This window comes from Serratia marcescens subsp. marcescens ATCC 13880, assembly GCF_017299535.1.
Taxonomy (GTDB): Bacteria; Pseudomonadota; Gammaproteobacteria; order Enterobacterales; family Enterobacteriaceae; genus Serratia; species Serratia marcescens.
Genome location: NZ_CP071238.1, coordinates 4,958,213 through 4,976,772, shown reverse-complemented (window position 1 = coordinate 4,976,772; position 18,560 = coordinate 4,958,213). Strand labels below are relative to the sequence as shown.

The window sequence follows — 18,560 nt, the reverse complement described above, 5'->3', positions numbered from 1 at the left end:
GCTGTTGTTAACCGTTTAAAACTGCACCCATCATGCTTTACGCTGCTGGGTCTTGGCGTCGGGCTCTTCTTCCGTCACGCAGACGTCGCACGGCAGGTGGCGGCCAATCAGCGCGCGGTAACCGAAAGCGCCCAGGCCACAGCCGACGATAGGGGCGAAGATCGGCACCAGGAAGTACGGGATATCACGTGCGCCGGTGAAGGCGACTTTGCCCCAGCCGGCCAGGTAGGCGAACAGTTTCGGCCCGAAGTCACGCGCCGGGTTCAACGCAAAGCCGGTCAATGGTCCCATGGAGGCGCCGATCACGGCAATCAGAATACCGATCAGCAGCGGCGCCAGCGGGCCGCGCGGAATGCCGTTGCCGTCGTCGGTCAGCGCCAGGATCAGGCACATCAGGATTGCCGCGATCACCATTTCTACCAGGAAGGCCTGGCCGACGGAGATATGCGCGTTAGGGTAAGTCGAGAAGATGCCGGCCAGTTCGAGGCTTTCGTTGCTGCCGCGCACCATGTGGTGGGCCGCTTCGAAGTCGAAGAACAGGTTGTAGTACAGCCCGTAGACCAAGGCCGCTGCGCAGAAGGCGCCGGCGACCTGCGCAATGATGTAAGGCACCACTTTGCGCCCGTCGAAGCAGGCGAACAGCCACAGGGCGAGGGTGACCGCCGGGTTGAGATGCGCGCCGGAAATGGCGGCGGTCAGATAGATGGCCATGGCGACGCCGAGGCCCCAAATGATGCTGATTTCCCACTGGCCGAAGCTGGCGCCCGCCAGTTTCAGTGCGGCAACGCAGCCTACGCCAAAGAAGATCAGCAGCGCCGTGCCGAGGAACTCGGCGATGCACTGGCCTTTTAATGTCGGACTGGTGGTTTGGCTCATAATGTTGTTGTCCTGCAAAACGGCGGTTGTTGGTTTATAGGCTCAGTTGGATAGAGATCCGGCCTATGGGCACAGTTTTTTTCATCTCGTCCAATTATTGAATGAGGACGTGATGTAAATTTATCGTTAACGAACATAAACGAGAAATAGCGAAATCAAAATGTGTGTGGCGCGTCATAAAATTGAGCGATTTCGCGTCGTTTAGTGTTCTTTCTGAGCCATAAAAGTGTGATCTGACCAGTGGTTTGCTGAGGGTTGTTAACAACTCGCGGCGGCGGCGATGGGGATTTTCAGTTTTTGCTGATGGCGGGGGCAGGAAAATTGCAACAGACTGCGCGATGATCCGGTATGTTGCTAGACAGGCGGAGACTGGCTACTTACAATCGTTTTTAACGAATCGAGACCGGCGCGCCTTTCGTAACGGCGCGCGTCACTGAGCGCGATGCAATATTCGCAGTAGCTGCAGCCGATGTTGCGGCCGCTACTTATAGATGTACGCCTTGCTATCATGAGGGGACTGAAGCATGTCATTTGAAGTATTTGAGAAACTGGAAGCAAAAGTACAGCAGGCGATTGATACCATCACCTTGTTGCAGATGGAAATTGAAGAGCTGAAAGACAAAAACAACTCTCTGTCGCAGGAAGTTCAGGCTGCCTCCGGCAACCACGAAGCGTTGGTGCGCGAAAACCAACAGCTGAAAGAAGAACAGCACGTATGGCAAGATCGCCTGCGCGCGCTGCTGGGCAAAATGGAAGAGGTCTAATCCTCACGCCATGTCGCAACGAAAAGGGCGCCTGAGGCGCCCTTTTTCATGACCGGAAATCACTCGATGTCGAGCGGGTCCTCGGAGAGGATGATGCCGGTGTTGTCGGCATACAGGTGGTCGCCGGAGAAGAAGGTGACGCCACCGAAGTTGACGCGGATATCGCTTTCGCCCACGCCTTCGCTCACGGCACCCGCCGGGATCGCCGCCATCGCCTGAATGCCGATGTCGAGTTCTTCCAGATCGTCCACCTGGCGCACCGCGCCGTACACCACGATGCCTTCCCATTCGTTCTGGGCGGCCAAGCGCGCCAGTTCGGCGTTGATCAGCGCCCGGCGTACCGAACCGCCGCCGTCGACCAACAGCACGCGGCCGCGGCCGTTTTCTTCAAGCAGATCGAACAACAGGCCGTTATCCTCAAAGCATTTCACCGTGGTGATCTGCCCGCCAAATGAAGTACGCCCGCCAAAATTGGAGAACAGAGGTTCAACAACGTTTACCTCTTCATGATAGATGTCGCAAAGTTCGGAAGTATCGTATTTCATAGGATTTTACGTCTGTTTGCCGCTGGAATGTTCAGTATATCCCTTTATTCGCCCTGTTGGCAAAATCATCAGTTTTTAACTGAGCGCCACGCCGATGGCGAACAGCAGGTTGGCCAGCAACGCCGCTTTGACCATGTGTTCCAGCATCGGCCGCATGCCGACCGGCGTCGGATCGCGCAGCACGCGCAGGCCGTGGCGCATCAGCAGCGGGATCGCCAACACGAACAGCCAACCCCACGGGCTGTGCAGGTTGAACAGCGTAAACAGCGCGAAACACAGCACTGCGCCGCCGAGCAGCAGGGCATGGTAAATGCGCGCCTTGTGCGGGCCGAGACGCACCGCCAGCGTGTTCTTGCCGTTTTCGCGATCGCTCTCGATATCGCGCAGATTGTTGATGTTGAGCACCGCCGTCGCCAGCAGGCCGCAGGCGGTGGCAGGCAGCATCACCACGCTGTCGAAGGTGTGCGTTTGCAGATAGTAGGTGCCGGCCACGCTCAGCCAGCCGAAGAACACCAGTACCGAGATGTCGCCCAACCCCAAATATCCGTAGGGCTTGTTGCCGACGGTATAGGTGATGGCTGCCACGATAGACAGCCCGCCCAGCACCAGAAAGCCCACCACGTCGCTGGGTTGCTCGCAGGCGACGGCGATCAGCGAACAGCCGGCGAGGGCGATCAGCACCACCGTCACCACCAGTGCCCGTTTCATCTGCGCCTGGGTGATCATGCCTTTCTGCATGCCGCGCAATGGCCCGATGCGATCTTCTTTGTCGCTGCCTTTGACCGCATCGCCGTAGTCGTTCGCCAGGTTGGAGAGGATCTGCAGCAGGCCGGCGGTCAACAGCGCCAGCAGCGCCACTTCAGGTTTCAGGCTGCCGTGCCAGGCGGCGATTGCCGAGCCGACCACGATGGAGGCAAAGGCCAGCGGCAGGGTGCGGGGGCGTAGACTTTCCAGCCAGGCGGAGATCGGGGTGGTGGGGGTTGATGAGCTCATGTTTCGCTTCTGTGTCCGTTAGAAATAATTGTGGGAGGCAATGCCTCCCACACAGATGACTGACAAGACAATGATTGAGCGATTATAGGATAAAACGACTCAAATCTTCATCCGCCACCAGTTCATCCAGATGACTGCGCACGTAATCCGCATCAATTGTAATGGATTGGCCATTAATTTCACTCGCATCGTAGGAAATATCTTCCATCAGACGCTCCAGCACGGTGTGCAGACGACGCGCGCCGATGTTCTCGGTGCTTTCGTTGACCTGCCACGCGGCTTCGGCGATGCGGCGGATGCCGTCGGCGGTGAACTCGATATTGACGCCTTCGGTGCCCATCAGCGCTTTGTACTGTTCGGTCAGCGACGCGCTCGGCTCGGTCAGGATGCGCTCGAAATCTTCGGTGGTCAGCGCCTGCAGCTCAACGCGGATCGGCAGACGGCCCTGCAGTTCCGGGATCAGATCCGACGGATTGGCGGTCTGGAACGCGCCGGAGGCGATGAACAGGATGTGGTCGGTCTTCACCATACCGTGCTTGGTGGACACGGTGCAGCCTTCCACCAGCGGCAGCAGATCGCGCTGCACGCCTTCGCGGGAAACGTCCGGGCCGGAGCTTTGGCCGCCGCGCTTACAGATTTTGTCGATCTCATCGATAAACACGATGCCGTGCTGCTCAACCGCTTCGATCGCCTGCTCTTTCAGTTCTTCCGGGTTTACCAGCTTGGCGGCTTCTTCTTCCACCAGCAGCTTGAAGGCTTCTTTGATCTTCAGCTTGCGCGGTTTTTGCTTTTGGCCGCCGAGGTTCTGGAACATCGACTGCAGCTGGTTGGTCATCTCTTCCATGCCCGGAGGCGCCATGATTTCCACGCCCATCGGCGCGGCGGCCAGATCGATTTCGATCTCTTTGTCATCCAGTTGGCCTTCGCGCAGTTTCTTGCGGAATGCCTGGCGGGCGGCGGACGGTTCCTGATTTTCTTCCGGTTGGCCCCAGTTGTTCTTGGCCGGCGGGATCAGCACGTCGAGAATGCGCTCTTCGGCCAACTCTTCGGCGCGGGTGCGGTTTTTCTCGATCGACTGCATGCGCACCATTTTGATGGCGGCATCGGTCAGATCGCGGATGATGGAGTCCACTTCTTTGCCCACATAGCCCACTTCGGTGAACTTGGTGGCTTCAACCTTGATGAACGGCGCGTTGGCCAGCTTCGCCAGACGACGGGCGATTTCGGTTTTACCGACGCCGGTCGGGCCGATCATCAGAATGTTTTTCGGGGTCACTTCGTGACGCAGCATCTCGTTGAGCTGCATCCGGCGCCAGCGGTTGCGCAGGGCAATGGCGACAGCGCGTTTGGCCTTGTTTTGGCCAATGATATAGCTGTCCAGTTCGCTGACGATCTCGCGCGGGGTCATTTCAGACATGGTATTCGATCCTTACGCTTTGGAAGGCAATTCTTCAATGGTGTGGAAATGGTTGGTGTAAATACAGATGTCGCCGGCGATGTTGAGGGATTTCTCAACGATGTCGCGGGCGCTCAGCTCGGTATTTTCCAACATGGCGCGGGCGGCGGCCTGGGCGTACGGGCCGCCGGAGCCGATGGCGATCAGATCGTTTTCCGGCTGCACCACATCGCCGTTGCCGGTGATGATCAGCGAGGCGGTTTCATCGGCGACCGCCAGCAGCGCTTCGAGCTTGCGCAGCATGCGGTCGGTGCGCCAGTCTTTCGCCAGTTCGACGGCGGCTTTCACCAGGTGGCCCTGATGCATTTCCAGTTTGCGTTCAAACAGTTCAAACAGCGTGAAGGCGTCAGCGGTGCCACCGGCGAAACCGGCGATCACTTTGTCGTTATACAGGCGACGCACTTTCTTGACGTTACCCTTCATCACCGTATTACCCAGGGTTGCCTGGCCATCACCACCGATGACGACCTGGCCGTTGCGGCGTACGCTTACAATTGTTGTCACGAGCAGACCCTCGTTAAAGACGGAAAGAAGTCCCCGCAGCGCCTGCTTTCGCAGACGCTACGAGGCATATTGAGAGTATAGATGGGGGGGGATTGACGCTTTTCAACCCCCAACGGAGAGGGGAATGCAACTCGACATGCCGACGCCCTTCAGGCGTGAAAGGGTTTTATCCGCTGCGGCGCGGCTGCTGTAGGGGCCGAGCACGACGCGATTCCAGCCGCCTCCGGCGGTGATGCGGCTCTCGATGCCTTCGAACGCCAGGCGCGCGCGCACGGATTCAGCCTGATCGGTGGCGCGGAACGAACCGCATTGCACCATCCACTTCTGTTTCGATTCCGGCTTGGTGTCCTGCTTGGCCGTTTCCTGTTTCACTTCCGGTTTCGGCTCCGGCTTCGGTTGCGGCTTCGGCTCAGGCTGTTTCGCCTGCACCGGCGGTGGGGTGACCGGCTTCGGCTGCTGGTGCTGCTGCACCGGCGCGGTGGCGGCCCCGTTGTTGAATGGGTTGCGCGGCGCCTGGGTAACCTGCTGCTGCTGTTGCTGTACCGGCTGCTGCTGCATTTGCTGTTGTTGCATCTGCTGCTGCTGGCGGTTACTGCGCGCGTTGACCTGGCCCGGATCGTTATACGGCACTTCGTTCAGCTGCGTCGGGCGCTGCTGCATGTCGGCCTGCATTTGTTCCAGCAACTGCCGCTGTTCGGCGGTCAACTGAGTTTTGGAATTGAGCTCGCCGCCGGCCGTCGGTTCGGTCGGGGTTTGCACGCCGATCTGCCGGTTTTCCAGCTCTTTGATGTAGCGCCAGCGCTCTTCCGGCTTCGGCGGCAGGCCGTTGCCGGGGCGCGTGGTGTGCGCAGGCAACAACGGCGCGTCTTCCGGCTTGTTGTGGGTAATGAAATAGAGGCCACCGACAAAGATAACCAGCAACGCGGCGGCTAACGCCAGCACGGTTTTGGAAACCTTCGGAGAACTGCGTTTTTTACGGCTGGGGGTTTTACGCTTAGCTCCTGCTGCGCGCCCACGGCTTACATAGTCTTTTTGTGCCACTATTATTCCGCTGTGTCCTGATGAGAGGATAAGTCCGTCATGTTACTGAACCCTAAAATATTTGACTAGCGTTTCGGGGCAGCGGTGCTGCCTCTGATAATCAATTCACTGTCCAATAGCCGGGAGCCGCTGGCCACCGTCTGGCCGTTCAACTGCTCCAACAGCAATAACATCGCCTGTTGGCCTATCTGGAAACGCGGCTGCGCCACCGTGGTCAGTGGCGGATCGCAATACTGCGCCAGCTTGAGGTCGTCAAAGCCGACGATCGACAGATCCTGCGGTACCCGCAGCCCCATTTTCTTCGCCTGGGACAGCACGCCGATCGCCATGACGTCGCTGTGGCAGAACACCGCCGTCGGCGGTTTCGGCTGAGCCATCAGCGCCGTCAGCGCTTGCGCGCCGGCTTCGTAGGTAAAATCACCCCGGGTAATATAGCTGCTTTCGACGGTAATGCCATTACGACGTAGCGCTTGAACGTAACCCTGCAGCCGATAATGGCTCAGCGGCATCTGTTCCGGCCCGGCGACGCAAGCGATCTGCCGGTGGCCCAATTGGTGCAAATAATGCACGGCTTCAAAGGCGGCGGTCAGGTTATCGATGTGCACCGTCGGCAGTTCCAGCTCGGGGGCAAACTCGTTGGCCATCACCATCGGCGGCAGGTTGCGCTGCTCTTCCTTGCTGGCGTCAAACGGCAGGTTGGAGCCCAGCAGCAGCATGCCGTCGATCTGTTTGGTGATGATCAGATTGACGAAGGTGCGCTCTTGCTGATTTTGCTGCGCGCAGTCGCCGATCAGCACCAGATAACCTTGTTGGGCCGCGGTCTGTTCGATCCCCTGGATCACATCGGCGAAAAACGGATCGCAGATGTCGGGCACGATCACCAGGATGGTGCGGGATTCGTTGCGTTTGATATTGCGTGACAGAGCATGAGGAGAATAACCCACGGCCAGCACGGCCTGTTCCACTTTCTGGCGCGTTGGCGTTGACACCTTTTCCGGGTTCATCAGCGCACGCGATACGGTAGCCGTTGAAACGCCCGCCATTTCGGCGACGTCTTTCATGGTCGCCATGGATAACTCTTTCTTGTGTTCCAACGCCTTTCTCCTTGCGTCAGCCCCATGCCGACGCCACTACTGCTGTTTGCTCACAATGTCCGGCATGCGGTGGCGGGATTGTTGTCATTGAGCGCCACTCGCGTTCGGGCACTCCGTCGCGCTGCGATGTGGCGACAAAATTTGCCCTCGCAGACATTCTAAACAGAATACGCCCCGCCTTTGTTACCTAATTTGCATAAAAAATGTGACCTGAGAAGGTTTTTTAGCGTTCGCTCGCAATTTCAAGGGTAAACGTTTGCACTGCGGCAGCTAAATCGGACTTTTCCGGGATCAGCTGTCGATCGGATCGACATCCAGCGTCCATTTCACCTTGCGCGTTTGCGGCAGGGTGCCGATCAGCGGCAGCGAGCTTTTCATCAGCTGTTGCAGGACGCGCCGCGTCGGGTGCTGCAGCAGCAGCTGCCAGCGGAAACGGCCGCCGCGTTTTGATTGCAGCGCCGGCACCGGGCCCATCACCCACAGCGAATCGTCCTTAAGCGGGCTGGCTTCCAGCAGGTTGCGCAACTGCTGCAGGAACAGCGGGGCCTGTTGGTTATCGTGATCTTCGGCGCGCACGATGATGTGGCTGGTGTAGGGCGGCAGAAACACGCTGTTGCGCTCCGCCAGCGTCTGTTTGGCGAAGGCGTCGTAACCCTGTTGCAGCAGCACCTGCAGCAGCGGGTGCTCCGGATGGTGGGTTTGCAGCAACACTTCACCCTGTTTGCCCGCTCGGCCCGCCCGGCCGGAGACCTGGGTATACAGCTGAGCGAAACGCTCGGCGGAGCGGAAGTCGGCGGAGAACAACGCGCCGTCCACGTCCAGCAACGCCACCAGCGTGACGTCGGGAAAATGGTGGCCTTTGGCGAGCATCTGCGTGCCGATCAGAATGCGCGCTTCGCCGCGATGAATATCCGCCAGGTGTTGCTCCAGCGCCCCTTTGCGGCTGGTGGTGTCGCGATCGATGCGGGTGATCGGCGTGTCGGGGAACAGCGGCGCCAGCTCCTGTTCCAGCTGTTCGGTGCCGACGCCGACCGATACCAGGTGGGTGGAGCCGCACTGCGGGCACTGGTGCGGCACCGGTCGCTGGCTGTCGCAGTGGTGGCAGCGCAGCTGGCGCTGATGCTGGTGGAAGGTGTAGTAGTGATCGCAGCGCTGGCACTCGGCGATCCAACCGCACTCGTGGCACAGCAGCGCCGGGGCGTAACCGCGGCGGTTGAGGAACAGCATCACCTGGTTGCCGGCTTTTAAATGGTGCTGCATGCTTTTCAAAAGCGGTTGCGACAGGCCGACCTTCAGCGGCAGCCCTTTCAGATCGATCAGGTGCTGCGCTGCCGGTTTGGCGTTGCCCGCGCGCTGGGTGAGCTTCAACTGGCGATATTTGCCCAGTTGCACGTTGTGCAGCGTTTCCAGTGCCGGCGTGGCGGAGCCCATCACCATCGGGATGTCTTCTTCCCGGGCGCGGAACACCGCCAGATCGCGGGCATGGTAGCGCCAGCCTTCCTGCTGTTTATAAGAACTATCGTGCTCTTCGTCGATGATGATTACGCCCAGCTGCCGGAACGGCGTGAACAGCGCCGAGCGGGTGCCGATGACGATGGCGGCTTCGCCGCTGCGCGCGCGCAGCCAAACCGCCAGCCGTTCGCTGTCGTTCAGCCCGGAGTGCAGCACGTCCACCGGCGCGTTGAAGCGCTCGCGAAAGCGGGCGATGGTTTGCGGCGTCAGGCCGATTTCCGGCACCAGCACCAGCGCCTGCCGGCCTTTGGCCAACACGTTCTCCAGCACGCTGAGATACACCTCGGTCTTGCCGGAGCCGGTGACCCCGGCCAGCAGCCAGGCGGCAAACTGCTCATCCTCGCTTCTGATCGCCCCGACGGCGGTGGCCTGTTCGGTATTCAGCCGCAGCCGCTCGCCCAGCACCGCGAAGTTGGGGCGCCAGTCCTGCGTGGCCGCGACCTGAGCGCGCAGGTCGATCAGCCCTTTGGCGCGCAGCGCCTGCAGAGCGTTTTCCGTCAGCTCAAGCTGGCTGACCTGATGGCGATAGACCGGGCGTTGCAGCAGCGCCGCCAGCGCCTGCTGCTGTTTCGGCGCGCGTTTCAGGCTTTCGGGCGGGGTGGCGCGCCCCTCTTCGGTGGCGAACCACTGCCACAGCGGCGCGGCCTCGGCCGGTTTGCCTTGGCGCAGCAGGATCGGCAGCGCATGGAACAGCACTTCACCGATGGGATAGTGATAGTAATCGCTGGCCCAGCGCAGGATGCGCCACAGGCTGGGAGAGAACAGCGACTCGGTGTCGATCACGCTGTCGATCGGCTTGAGCTTGTCCAGCGGCAGTTCGCTGGTGTCGCTGCAGCCGGTGACGATGCCGATTGCATGCTGCCTGCCCCAGGGCACGCCCACGCGCGCGCCGGCCACCGGCTGCATGCCGGGCGGCAGCAGATAGTCGAAGGTGCGGGCGAGGGGGACCGGCAAAGCAACGTGTACGACGGGCATGATCTCATCCAAATTGAAAAAAAGTGGGCATCAGTTTACACGGCGCATCGGCAAATGTACGGTTCCGATTGCGCGCCCCGACTAATGCTGTATAATTTGCCGCCTTTGGTATAATTCGATACCAAAATTCTATTATCAACCACGTGTGGTGTCTGGCGAAACAGGGCTGGATAGCGACACGGCCTTAACTGAGGTTTCCCATGAAACAAGGTATCCACCCAAAATACGAAGAAGTTACTGCTAACTGCTCTTGCGGTAACGTGATGAAGATCCGCTCCACCGTGGGCCACGATCTGAACCTGGACGTTTGTGGCGCATGCCACCCGTTCTACACTGGCAAGCAGCGTGACGTTGCTACCGGTGGCCGCGTTGACCGCTTCAACAAGCGTTTCAGCGTACCAGGCGCTAAGAAATAAGATTTCTTATCGACCGATGAAAAAGGCGCCCTGGGCGCCTTTTTTCTTTTCTGCCGCCGGCGTTCGCCGGGCGGTTCTCAATATTCCCAGGTATCGGGATCGACACCCAGTTCGCGCATCAACGCTTTTGCGGCTTCCGGGATTTCATCGCTGCGCTCTTTGCGCAGGTCTTCATCGTTCGGCAGCGGCTGGCCGGTAAAGGCATGCAGAAACGCTTCGCACAGCAGTTCGCTGTTGGTGGCGTGGCGCAGGTTGTTCACCTGGCGACGGGTCCGTTCGTCGGTGAGGATTTTCAGGACCTTCAGCGGAATGGATACCGTGATCTTTTTGACTTGCTCGCTTTTTTTACCGTGTTCAGCGTAAGGGCTGACATACTCGCCGTTCCACTCAGCCATGGGACACCTTAACTTTGTCAGAAAAATTACAAAATTCTAAAAACCGGCCAATTATGCCCGATCTTCACTGTTCTCACTAAATAAATGTCAATTTTACGCGACCAGGGTCACTGAATGCCCCGCTTCGGCCAGGCATTGCCGCTTAACATCTTATCGTCATGTCATATCGGCATAATTTTAGCGGGTATTGTGTCATTGCTCAATCTATACGCAAAGAAGTTTAGATGTCCAGATGTATTGACGTCTATCAATCCTGCGATTACTCTTTAGGCCTCATCCACCGAACCGAGAGCCGAGCGAGCCCATGACGCGTAAACCAGCCACGATTGCCGTACGCAGCGGCCTGAACGACGACGAACAGTACGGCTGCGTTGTCCCGCCGATTCATCTGTCCAGCACCTATAACTTTACCGACTTCAACCAACCCCGAGCCCATGACTACTCGCGACGCGGCAACCCGACGCGCGACGTAGTGCAGCGCGCGTTGGCGGAGCTGGAAGGCGGCGCCGGCGCGGTGATGACCGGCAGCGGGATGTCGGCGATCCATCTGGTGACCACCGTGTTGTTGAAGCCCGGCGATCTGCTGGTGGCGCCGCACGACTGCTACGGCGGCAGCTATCGGCTGTTCGACAGCCTGAGCAAGCGCGGCGCCTATCGCGTGCTGTTCGTCGATCAGGGTAATGAAGAAGCCCTGCAGCAGGCGCTGGCGCAAAAGCCGAAGCTGGTGCTGATAGAAAGCCCCAGCAATCCGCTGCTGCGGGTGGTGGACATCGCGGCGATCTGCGCTGCCGCGCATGCGGCGGGCGCGTTGACGGTGGTGGACAACACCTTCCTCAGCCCGGCCCTGCAACAGCCGATCGAACTCGGTGCCGATCTGGTGGTCCATTCTTGCACCAAATACCTGAACGGGCATTCGGACGTGGTGGCCGGGGCGGTGATTGCCAAAGATCCCGAGCTGGCGGTCGAGCTGGCCTGGTGGGCGAACAACATTGGCGTGACCGGCGGCGCGTTCGACAGTTATCTGTTGCTGCGCGGCATGCGCACGCTGTCGCCGCGCATCAAGGCGGCGCAACAAAATGCTGAAGCGATTGTTGACTATTTACAGCAGCAACCGCTGGTGAAAAAGCTGTATCATCCCTCCCTGCCGGAGAATCCGGGGCATGAGATCGCCCGCCGTCAGCAGCGCGGTTTCGGCGCGATGCTGAGTTTTGAACTGGACGGCGATGAAGCGGTGCTGCGCCGTTTTCTCTCTGCCCTTGAGCTGTTTACTCTGGCAGAATCGTTGGGCGGCGTAGAAAGCCTGATCTCGCATGCAGCGACCATGACTCACGCCGGCATGGCGGCGGAGGCGCGGGCAGCGGCCGGCATCTCCGAGAGCCTGCTGCGCATTTCCGTGGGTATTGAAGACAGTGAAGATTTGATTGCCGATCTGGAACGCGCTTTCCAGGCGGCGGCAACGAGGTAAGCATGAATGCAATTGCTGTAGCAGGGCCGGTGAGCGGGCGTCAACTGCACAAGTTTGGCGGCAGCAGTCTGGCGGATGTGAAGTGTTATCTGCGTGTGGCCGGGATTATGGCGGAATACAGCCAGCCGGGCGACATGATGGTGGTATCGGCCGCCGGCAGTACCACCAACCAGTTGATCAACTGGCTGAAGCTCAGCCAGAGCGATCGCCTGTCTGCGCACCAGGTGCAGCAGACGTTGCGTCGCTATCACAGCGATCTTATCAGCGGCCTGTTGCCGCCGGAAAGCGCCGAGCCGCTGATCGCCAAGTTCATTCAGGATCTGGAACGTCTGGCGGCGCTGCTGGACGGCAACGTCGACGACGTGTGCTATGCCGAAGTGGTCGGGCACGGCGAGATCTGGTCGGCGCGCCTGATGGCGGCGGTGCTCAACCACCTGGATATGCAGGCGGCCTGGCTGGACGCGCGTGATTTCCTGCGCGCCGAGCGCGCCGCGCAGCCGCAGGTGGATGAAGGCCGTTCTTACCCATTGCTGCAGCAATTGTTGGCCCAACATCCGGGCAAACGCCTGGTGGTGACCGGGTTCATTTCGCGCAATGACGCCGGGGAAACCGTGCTGTTGGGGCGTAACGGCAGCGACTACTCCGCCACTCAGGTCGGCGCGTTGGCCGGCGCTGCTCGCGTCACCATCTGGAGCGACGTGGCCGGGGTATACAGCGCCGATCCGCGCAAGGTGAAAGACGCCTGCCTGCTGCCGCTGCTGCGTCTGGACGAAGCCAGCGAGCTGGCGCGTCTGGCGGCGCCGGTGTTGCACACCCGTACTCTGCAGCCGGTCTCCGGCAGCGATATCGATCTTCAGCTGCGCTGCAGCTATCAGCCGGAGCAGGGCTCGACGCGCATCGAGCGCGTATTGGCGTCCGGCACCGGCGCCAAGATTGTCACCAGCCACGATGACGTGTGCCTGATTGAACTGCACGTCGCCGCTCAGCATGACTTCAAACTGGCGCAGAAAGAGTTGGATCTGGTGCTCAAGCGCGCGCAGATCAAACCGCTGGCGGTGGGCATCCACCCTGACCGCAATCGGGTGCAGCTGTGCTACACCTCCGAGGTGGTCAACAGCGCGCTGGCGACGCTGCAGGCCGCGGCGCTGCCAGGCGAGCTGCGCCTGCGCGAAGGGTTGGCGCTGGTGGCGATGGTCGGCGCCGGGGTATGCAAGAATCCGCTGCACAGCCACCGTTTCTATCAGCAGCTGAAAGATCAGCCGGTCGAGTTTATCTGGCAGGCGGAAGATGGCATCAGCCTGGTGGCGGTATTGCGCCAGGGGCCGACCGCGCTGCTGATCCAGGGGCTGCACCAAAGCCTGTTCCGCGCCGAGAAGCGCATCGGCCTGGTGTTGTTCGGCAAGGGTAACATCGGCTCCCGCTGGCTGGAGCTGTTCGCCCGCGAGCAGACCCATATTTCCGCGCGCAGCGGCTTCGAATTCATCCTGGCGGGGGTGGTGGACAGCCGCCGCAGCCTGCTGAACTACGACGGGCTGGATGCCAGCCGCGCGCTGGCGTTCTTTGAGGATGAGGCGCAGGAACTGGACGAAGAATCGCTGTTCCTGTGGATGCGCGCGCACCCGTTCGACGATCTGGTGGTGCTTGACGTGACCGCCAGCGAAGAGCTGGCCGGGCAGTATCTGGATTTCGCCAGCCACGGTTTCCACGTGATCAGCGCCAACAAGTTGGCGGGGGCCTCGTGCAGCGACAGCTATCGCCAAATTCGCGACGCCTTCGCCAAAACCGGCCGCCACTGGCTGTACAACGCCACCGTCGGCGCCGGCCTGCCGGTCAACCACACGGTGCGCGATCTGCGCGACAGCGGCGACAGCATTCTGGCGATCAGCGGCATCTTCTCCGGCACGCTCTCCTGGCTGTTCTTGCAGTATGACGGCACGGTGCCGTTTACCGAGCTGGTGGATCAGGCTTGGCAGCAGGGGCTCACCGAACCGGATCCGCGGGTCGATCTCTCCGGCCAGGACGTGATGCGCAAGCTGGTGATCCTGGCGCGTGAGGCGGGCTATGACATCGAACCGAACCAGGTGCGGGTCGAGTCACTGGTGCCGGCGGGCTGCGAACTGGGCTCCGTCGATCAGTTCTTCGAGAACGGCGAGGCGCTGAATCAGCAGATGCAACAGCGCTTTGAGGCCGCCAGCGAAATGGGCCTGGTGCTGCGTCACGTGGCGCGTTTCGACGCCAACGGCAAGGCGCGGGTCGGCGTGGAGGCGGTGCGCCCTGAGCATCCTCTGGCCTCGCTGCTGCCGTGCGACAACGTGTTCGCCATCGAGAGCCGCTGGTATCGCGATAATCCGCTGGTGATCCGCGGGCCGGGCGCCGGCCGCGATGTGACCGCCGGCGCGATCCAGTCAGACCTTAACCGATTGGCGCAGCTGCTTTAATCCTCTGCGGGCGCGGGTTCACCGCGCCCCTTTGCTTTTCCTGCCATACTTATCCCTGCCGCTGTCATGAAATTTCCTCTTTGAGCGGGTGAGGATTAATCATCTTATTCCCCTCATTTTCCTGTTGACTCTTTAGCCAACATGCGGCATTTTCTATCTAGACGTCTAAACGTATAGACGCTCATCAAGATGAAATAAAAACAGTGATCGAGAAGAGGTGAGCAGGGTATGAGTTTTTTCCACGCAAACCAGCGGGAAGCGCTGAATCAGAGTCTGGCGGAGTTGAACGGCCAGATTAACGTATCATTCGAGTTCTTCCCGCCACGCACCAGCGAGATGGAAGAGACCCTGTGGCAGTCGATCGATCGTCTGAGCATCCTCAAACCTAAATTCGTTTCCGTCACCTACGGCGCCAACTCCGGCGAGCGCGATCGCACCCACAGCATCATCAAGGGGATCAAGGAGCGCACCGGCCTGGAGGCTGCGCCGCACCTGACCTGCATCGACGCCAGCCCGGCGCAGTTGCGCGACATCGCGACCGACTACTGGAACAGCGGCATCCGCCATATCGTGGCGCTGCGCGGCGATCTGCCGCCGGGCGGCGGCAAGCCGGACATGTACGCGACCGATCTGGTGGCGCTGTTGAAAGACGTGGGCGACTTCGACATTTCCGTCGCCGCCTATCCGGAAGTGCACCCGGAGGCGAAGAGCGCCCAGGCCGATTTGATTAACCTGAAACGCAAGATTGACGCCGGCGCCAGTCGCGCCATCACCCAGTTCTTCTTCGACGTTGAGAGCTACCTGCGCTTCCGCGACCGCTGCGTTGCCGCCGGTATCGACGTGGAAATCGTGCCGGGCATTCTGCCGGTGTCCAACTTCAAGCAGCTGCAGCGCTTCGCCACCATGACCAACGTGCGGGTGCCAAGCTGGATGACCAGCATGTTCGAAGGGCTGGACGACGATGCGGAGACCCGCAAAATGGTCGGCGCCAACATCGCCATGGACATGGTGAAGATCCTCAGCCGCGAAGGGGTGAAAGATTTCCACTTCTATACGCTGAACCGCGCCGAGATGAGCTACGCCATCTGCCACACGCTGGGCGTGCGTCCGGTGGCCGCCGCCTGACGGGTCTGTTCCATTTAAAAGGGCGCCGCTTTACCGCGGCGCCCTTTTTTTGTGGGGGAAGGCATAAAAAAACGGCCCCGATAAACGGGGCCGCGATGAGGCTCACTAGCCGGTGTTGCGCATCCCGGCGGCGACGCCGGCGATGGTGACCATCAACGCCTGCTCGACGCGGGCGTCCGGTTGCTCCTGCTGACGAGAACGGTGCAGCAATTCGGCCTGCAAGACGTTCAACGGGTCGGTGTAAACGTTGCGCAGCGCGATGGATTCGGCGATCCACGGCAGGTCTTCCATCAGGTGCGCATCGTTGGCGATGGTCAGCACCACCTTGATGTCGCTTTCCAGCTGATCGCGCAGCTGTTGGCCCAGCGGCCACAGTGCTTTATCCACCAGGCGCTGATCGTAGTATTCCGCCAGCCACAGGTCGGCTTTGGCGAACACCATTTCCAGCATGGCGATACGGGTGGAGAAGAACGGCCAGTCGCGACACATCGCTTCCAGCTCCGTCTGTTTGCCGGCTTTCACCGCTTCCTGCAATCCGGCGCCGGCGCCGAGCCAGGCCGGCAGCATCAGGCGGTTCTGCGTCCAGGCGAAAATCCACGGAATGGCGCGCAGGCTCTCTACGCCGCCGTTCGGCTTGCGCTTGGCCGGGCGTGAACCCAGCGGCAGTTTGCCCAGCTCCAGCTCCGGCGTGGCCGCGCGGAAGTAAGGCACGAAGTCCGGGTTTTCACGCACGTAGCCGCGATACATCCGGCAGGAGGTCTCGGACAGGTCGTCCATCAGCGCCCGCCATTCTTTCTTCGGTTCCGGCGGCGGCAGCAGGTTGGCCTCGAGGATCGCGCCGGCATACAGCGCCAGGCTGCTGATGGTGACTTCCGGCAGGCCGAACTTGAAGCGGATCATCTCGCCCTGTTCGGTGACGCGCAGGCCGCCCTTCAGGCTGCCCGGCGGCTGCGACAGCAGCGCCGCATGCGCCGGAGCGCCGCCGCGGCCGATGGAACCGCCGCGGCCGTGGAACAGCGTCAGCGCCACGCCGGCCTTTTCACAGGTTTTGATCAGCGCGTCCTGCGCGCGGTACTGCGCCCAGGAAGCGGCCATCACGCCGGCGTCTTTCGCCGAGTCGGAATAGCCGATCATCACCATCTGTTTGCCCTGGATGAAGCCGCGATACCAGTCGATGTTCAGCAACTGGGTCATCACGTCGTCGGCGTTGTTCAGGTCGTCGAGGGTTTCGAACAGCGGGGCGACCGGCAGCGCGAACGGGCAGCCGGCCTCTTTCAGCAGCAGGTGCACCGCCAGCACGTCGGAAGGCGTGCGCGCCATCGAAATCACATAGGCGGCGATCGAACCCTGCGGCGCTTCGGCGATCACCCGGCAGGTTTCCAGCACTTCCTGCGTGTCGGCGCTCGGTTGCCATTTCAGCGGCACCAGCGGGCGTTTGGAGTTCAGCTCGCGGATCAGGAACGCCTGTTTATCGGCTTCAGACCAGCTTTCATAGTCGCCCAGCCCCAGGTAGCGGGTCAGCTCGGCGATGGCTTCGGTATGGCGGGTGCTCTCCTGACGCACGTCGATGCGCACCAGCGGCACGCCGAAGCAGCGCACGCGGCGCAGGGTATCCAGCAGTTGACCGTTGGCGATGATGCCCATGCCGCAGGCCTGCAGCGACTGGTAGCAGGCATACAGCGGCTCCCACAGCTGCTCGTTGTTCACCAGCAGGTCGTGCGGTTTCAGCACGCGCTCGCCCTTCAGGCGGCCTTCAAGATAAGCCTGGGAACTCATCAGCTGGCTGCGCAGCTGCTTCATGATTTCGCGGTACGGCTCCTGCACCTCATCGCCGCCGGCGCGGGCGCGCAGCTCCGGGGTGCATTCGGTCATCGACAGCTCAGAGACCAGCACCTGGATATCGCGGGTGAACAGGTCGCAGGCTTTCCAGCGGCTGAGCAGCAGCACATGGCGGGTAATTTCGGCGGTCACGTTCGGGTTGCCGTCGCGATCGCCGCCCATCCAGGAGGTAAAGCGCACCGGCACCGCTTCCACCGGCAGGCTGTAATCGATGGAGTTTTCCAGCTGTTCGTTGAATTCGCGCAGGAACGCCGGCACGCCTTCCCACAGGCTGTTTTCCACCACCGCAAAGCCCCATTTGGCTTCGTCGATCGGGGAAGGGCGGTGTTTGCGAATTTCATCGGTGTGCCACGACTGGGCCACCAGCTGACGCAGGCGGCGCATGATCTTGTTGCGCTCGTAGTCGGCCAGATCGTTGTGATCGAGCTGGCTGAGGCAGGTGTTGACCTCCACCAGCTTGTGGATCAGGGTGCGGCGGGTGATCTCCGTCGGGTGCGCCGTCAGCACCAGCTCGATGGAGAGTTGCGATACCGCGTGCTGCAGCTCTTTGTCGCTGAGCTTTTTGTCTTTGAGACGGCTGAACAGTTGAGCCAGCGCTTCCGGGTTGCTGGCGGCCTCGCCGTTGGGCGAAATGCTGTGGTACTGCTCGGCGACGTTGGTCAGGTTGAGGAACTGGCTGAAGGCGCGCGCCACCGGCAGCAGCTCGTCGTTGGACAAGTTCTGCAGGGTGGAGAGCAGCTCCTGGCGATGCGCTTCGTTGCCGGCGCGTGAGGATTTGGAAAGCTTACGGATGGTCTCAACGCGATCGAGAATATGCTCACCCAGCGCTTCTTTGATGGTATCGCCGAGCAATTTGCCGAGCATACTGACATTACTGCGCATTGCCGAATATTGTTCGTTCATATAACCCCTGACCCAGTTCTGTATGATTTTTATCTTGTAAATAAATTTCACGCGTCAGGCGCAGACCGCCTGCCTGATCACATCGCGTTCCTGTCCAATCGTCAATTGACACTATTTTTAGCAAAAAAACATCAAAATCGGCGCATTTTCTGAAATTTAATTACGGCGCGTCGGTTATCAGCACGGCTTATTTCGCCGTTTTCTACTTATTTTGAGTTA

Annotated in this window: 15 protein-coding genes; 5 read left to right on the top strand and 10 right to left on the bottom strand. The window is 60.4% G+C overall.

Annotation, left to right across the window (positions count from 1 at the left end; translation table 11 throughout):
• Positions 1-30: 30 nt before the first annotated feature.
• Positions 31-876, bottom strand: coding sequence for an MIP/aquaporin family protein (locus J0F90_RS23750; protein WP_015379417.1), 846 nt, complete (start codon positions 874-876; stop codon positions 31-33).
• 524 nt (positions 877-1,400) lie between these two features.
• Between J0F90_RS23750 and zapB the strand changes: the two genes are divergently transcribed.
• Positions 1,401-1,640, top strand: a complete 240-nt coding sequence (gene zapB / locus J0F90_RS23745; protein ID WP_004931092.1) for a septal ring assembly protein ZapB — start codon at positions 1,401-1,403, stop codon at positions 1,638-1,640.
• Between the two features lie 59 nt (positions 1,641-1,699).
• Here zapB and rraA read toward each other — a convergent pair whose 3' ends face one another.
• The 7 genes from rraA to priA all read right to left on the bottom strand — a co-directional run bounded on the left by rraA (position 1,700) and on the right by priA (position 9,760).
• Positions 1,700-2,185, bottom strand: coding sequence for a ribonuclease E activity regulator RraA (gene rraA, locus J0F90_RS23740; RefSeq protein ID WP_004931090.1), 486 nt, complete (start codon positions 2,183-2,185; stop codon positions 1,700-1,702).
• A 75-nt stretch (positions 2,186-2,260) separates the two neighbouring features.
• Positions 2,261-3,178 carry a 1,4-dihydroxy-2-naphthoate polyprenyltransferase gene (locus J0F90_RS23735; protein WP_033639146.1) on the bottom strand — a complete coding sequence of 306 codons (918 nt, stop codon included), beginning with the start codon at positions 3,176-3,178 and terminating at the stop codon, positions 2,261-2,263.
• Positions 3,179-3,260: 82 nt separating this feature from the next.
• Positions 3,261-4,595: an ATP-dependent protease ATPase subunit HslU gene (hslU, locus tag J0F90_RS23730; protein ID WP_004931086.1), complete on the bottom strand. Its 1,335-nt coding sequence runs from the start codon at positions 4,593-4,595 to the stop codon at positions 3,261-3,263.
• A gap of 12 nt (positions 4,596-4,607) precedes the next feature.
• Entirely contained in the window at positions 4,608-5,138 is a 531-nt protein-coding gene (hslV, locus tag J0F90_RS23725; RefSeq protein ID WP_004931085.1) for an ATP-dependent protease subunit HslV, read from the bottom strand.
• Between the two features lie 102 nt (positions 5,139-5,240).
• Positions 5,241-6,179, bottom strand: a complete 939-nt coding sequence (gene ftsN, locus J0F90_RS23720) for a cell division protein FtsN (RefSeq protein ID WP_033639147.1) — start codon at positions 6,177-6,179, stop codon at positions 5,241-5,243.
• 65 nt (positions 6,180-6,244) lie between these two features.
• Positions 6,245-7,273, bottom strand: coding sequence for a DNA-binding transcriptional regulator CytR (gene cytR, locus J0F90_RS23715; protein ID WP_004931082.1), 1,029 nt, complete (start codon positions 7,271-7,273; stop codon positions 6,245-6,247).
• Positions 7,274-7,564: 291 nt separating this feature from the next.
• Positions 7,565-9,760, bottom strand: a complete 2,196-nt coding sequence (priA, locus tag J0F90_RS23710; protein WP_033639148.1) for a primosomal protein N' — start codon at positions 9,758-9,760, stop codon at positions 7,565-7,567.
• 200 nt (positions 9,761-9,960) lie between these two features.
• Here priA and rpmE point away from each other — a divergent pair, with 200 nt between their 5' ends.
• Positions 9,961-10,176, top strand: coding sequence for a 50S ribosomal protein L31 (rpmE, locus tag J0F90_RS23705; protein WP_004931078.1), 216 nt, complete (start codon positions 9,961-9,963; stop codon positions 10,174-10,176).
• Between the two features lie 77 nt (positions 10,177-10,253).
• Here rpmE and metJ read toward each other — a convergent pair whose 3' ends face one another.
• On the bottom strand, positions 10,254-10,571 hold the full coding sequence (gene metJ / locus J0F90_RS23700; protein WP_004931076.1) for a met regulon transcriptional regulator MetJ: 318 nt from the start codon (positions 10,569-10,571) through the stop codon (positions 10,254-10,256).
• A 304-nt stretch (positions 10,572-10,875) separates the two neighbouring features.
• On the opposite strand from metJ, the gene metB reads away from it, so the two are divergent.
• From metB to metF, 3 genes are all read left to right on the top strand, one after another.
• A complete protein-coding gene (metB, locus tag J0F90_RS23695; RefSeq protein WP_015379413.1) occupies positions 10,876-12,036 on the top strand; it encodes a cystathionine gamma-synthase in 1,161 nt (386 codons plus the stop codon).
• 2 nt (positions 12,037-12,038) lie between these two features.
• Positions 12,039-14,474, top strand: coding sequence for a bifunctional aspartate kinase/homoserine dehydrogenase II (locus J0F90_RS23690; RefSeq protein WP_033639149.1), 2,436 nt, complete (start codon positions 12,039-12,041; stop codon positions 14,472-14,474).
• Positions 14,475-14,702: 228 nt separating this feature from the next.
• Positions 14,703-15,599, top strand: a complete 897-nt coding sequence (gene metF, locus J0F90_RS23685; protein ID WP_004931071.1) for a methylenetetrahydrofolate reductase — start codon at positions 14,703-14,705, stop codon at positions 15,597-15,599.
• A 105-nt stretch (positions 15,600-15,704) separates the two neighbouring features.
• Here the strand turns inward: metF and ppc are convergent, their stop codons facing one another.
• Positions 15,705-18,341 (bottom strand): phosphoenolpyruvate carboxylase, encoded by a 2,637-nt coding sequence (ppc, locus tag J0F90_RS23680; protein WP_033641336.1) that lies wholly within the window; start codon positions 18,339-18,341, stop codon positions 15,705-15,707.
• Between the last annotated feature and the right edge of the window lie 219 nt (positions 18,342-18,560).

Coding starts and splice junctions, on each gene's coding strand:
- metB (WP_015379413.1), top strand. CDS start 10,876: ATGACGCGTAAACCAGCCACGATTGCCGTACGCAGCGGCCTGAACGAC.
- J0F90_RS23735 (WP_033639146.1), bottom strand. CDS start 3,178: ATGAGCTCATCAACCCCCACCACCCCGATCTCCGCCTGGCTGGAAAGT.
- zapB (WP_004931092.1), top strand. CDS start 1,401: ATGTCATTTGAAGTATTTGAGAAACTGGAAGCAAAAGTACAGCAGGCG.
- metJ (WP_004931076.1), bottom strand. CDS start 10,571: ATGGCTGAGTGGAACGGCGAGTATGTCAGCCCTTACGCTGAACACGGT.
- priA (WP_033639148.1), bottom strand. CDS start 9,760: ATGCCCGTCGTACACGTTGCTTTGCCGGTCCCCCTCGCCCGCACCTTC.
- rraA (WP_004931090.1), bottom strand. CDS start 2,185: ATGAAATACGATACTTCCGAACTTTGCGACATCTATCATGAAGAGGTA.
- hslU (WP_004931086.1), bottom strand. CDS start 4,595: ATGTCTGAAATGACCCCGCGCGAGATCGTCAGCGAACTGGACAGCTAT.
- metF (WP_004931071.1), top strand. CDS start 14,703: ATGAGTTTTTTCCACGCAAACCAGCGGGAAGCGCTGAATCAGAGTCTG.
- J0F90_RS23750 (WP_015379417.1), bottom strand. CDS start 876: ATGAGCCAAACCACCAGTCCGACATTAAAAGGCCAGTGCATCGCCGAG.
- ppc (WP_033641336.1), bottom strand. CDS start 18,341: ATGAACGAACAATATTCGGCAATGCGCAGTAATGTCAGTATGCTCGGC.
- rpmE (WP_004931078.1), top strand. CDS start 9,961: ATGAAACAAGGTATCCACCCAAAATACGAAGAAGTTACTGCTAACTGC.
- J0F90_RS23690 (WP_033639149.1), top strand. CDS start 12,039: ATGAATGCAATTGCTGTAGCAGGGCCGGTGAGCGGGCGTCAACTGCAC.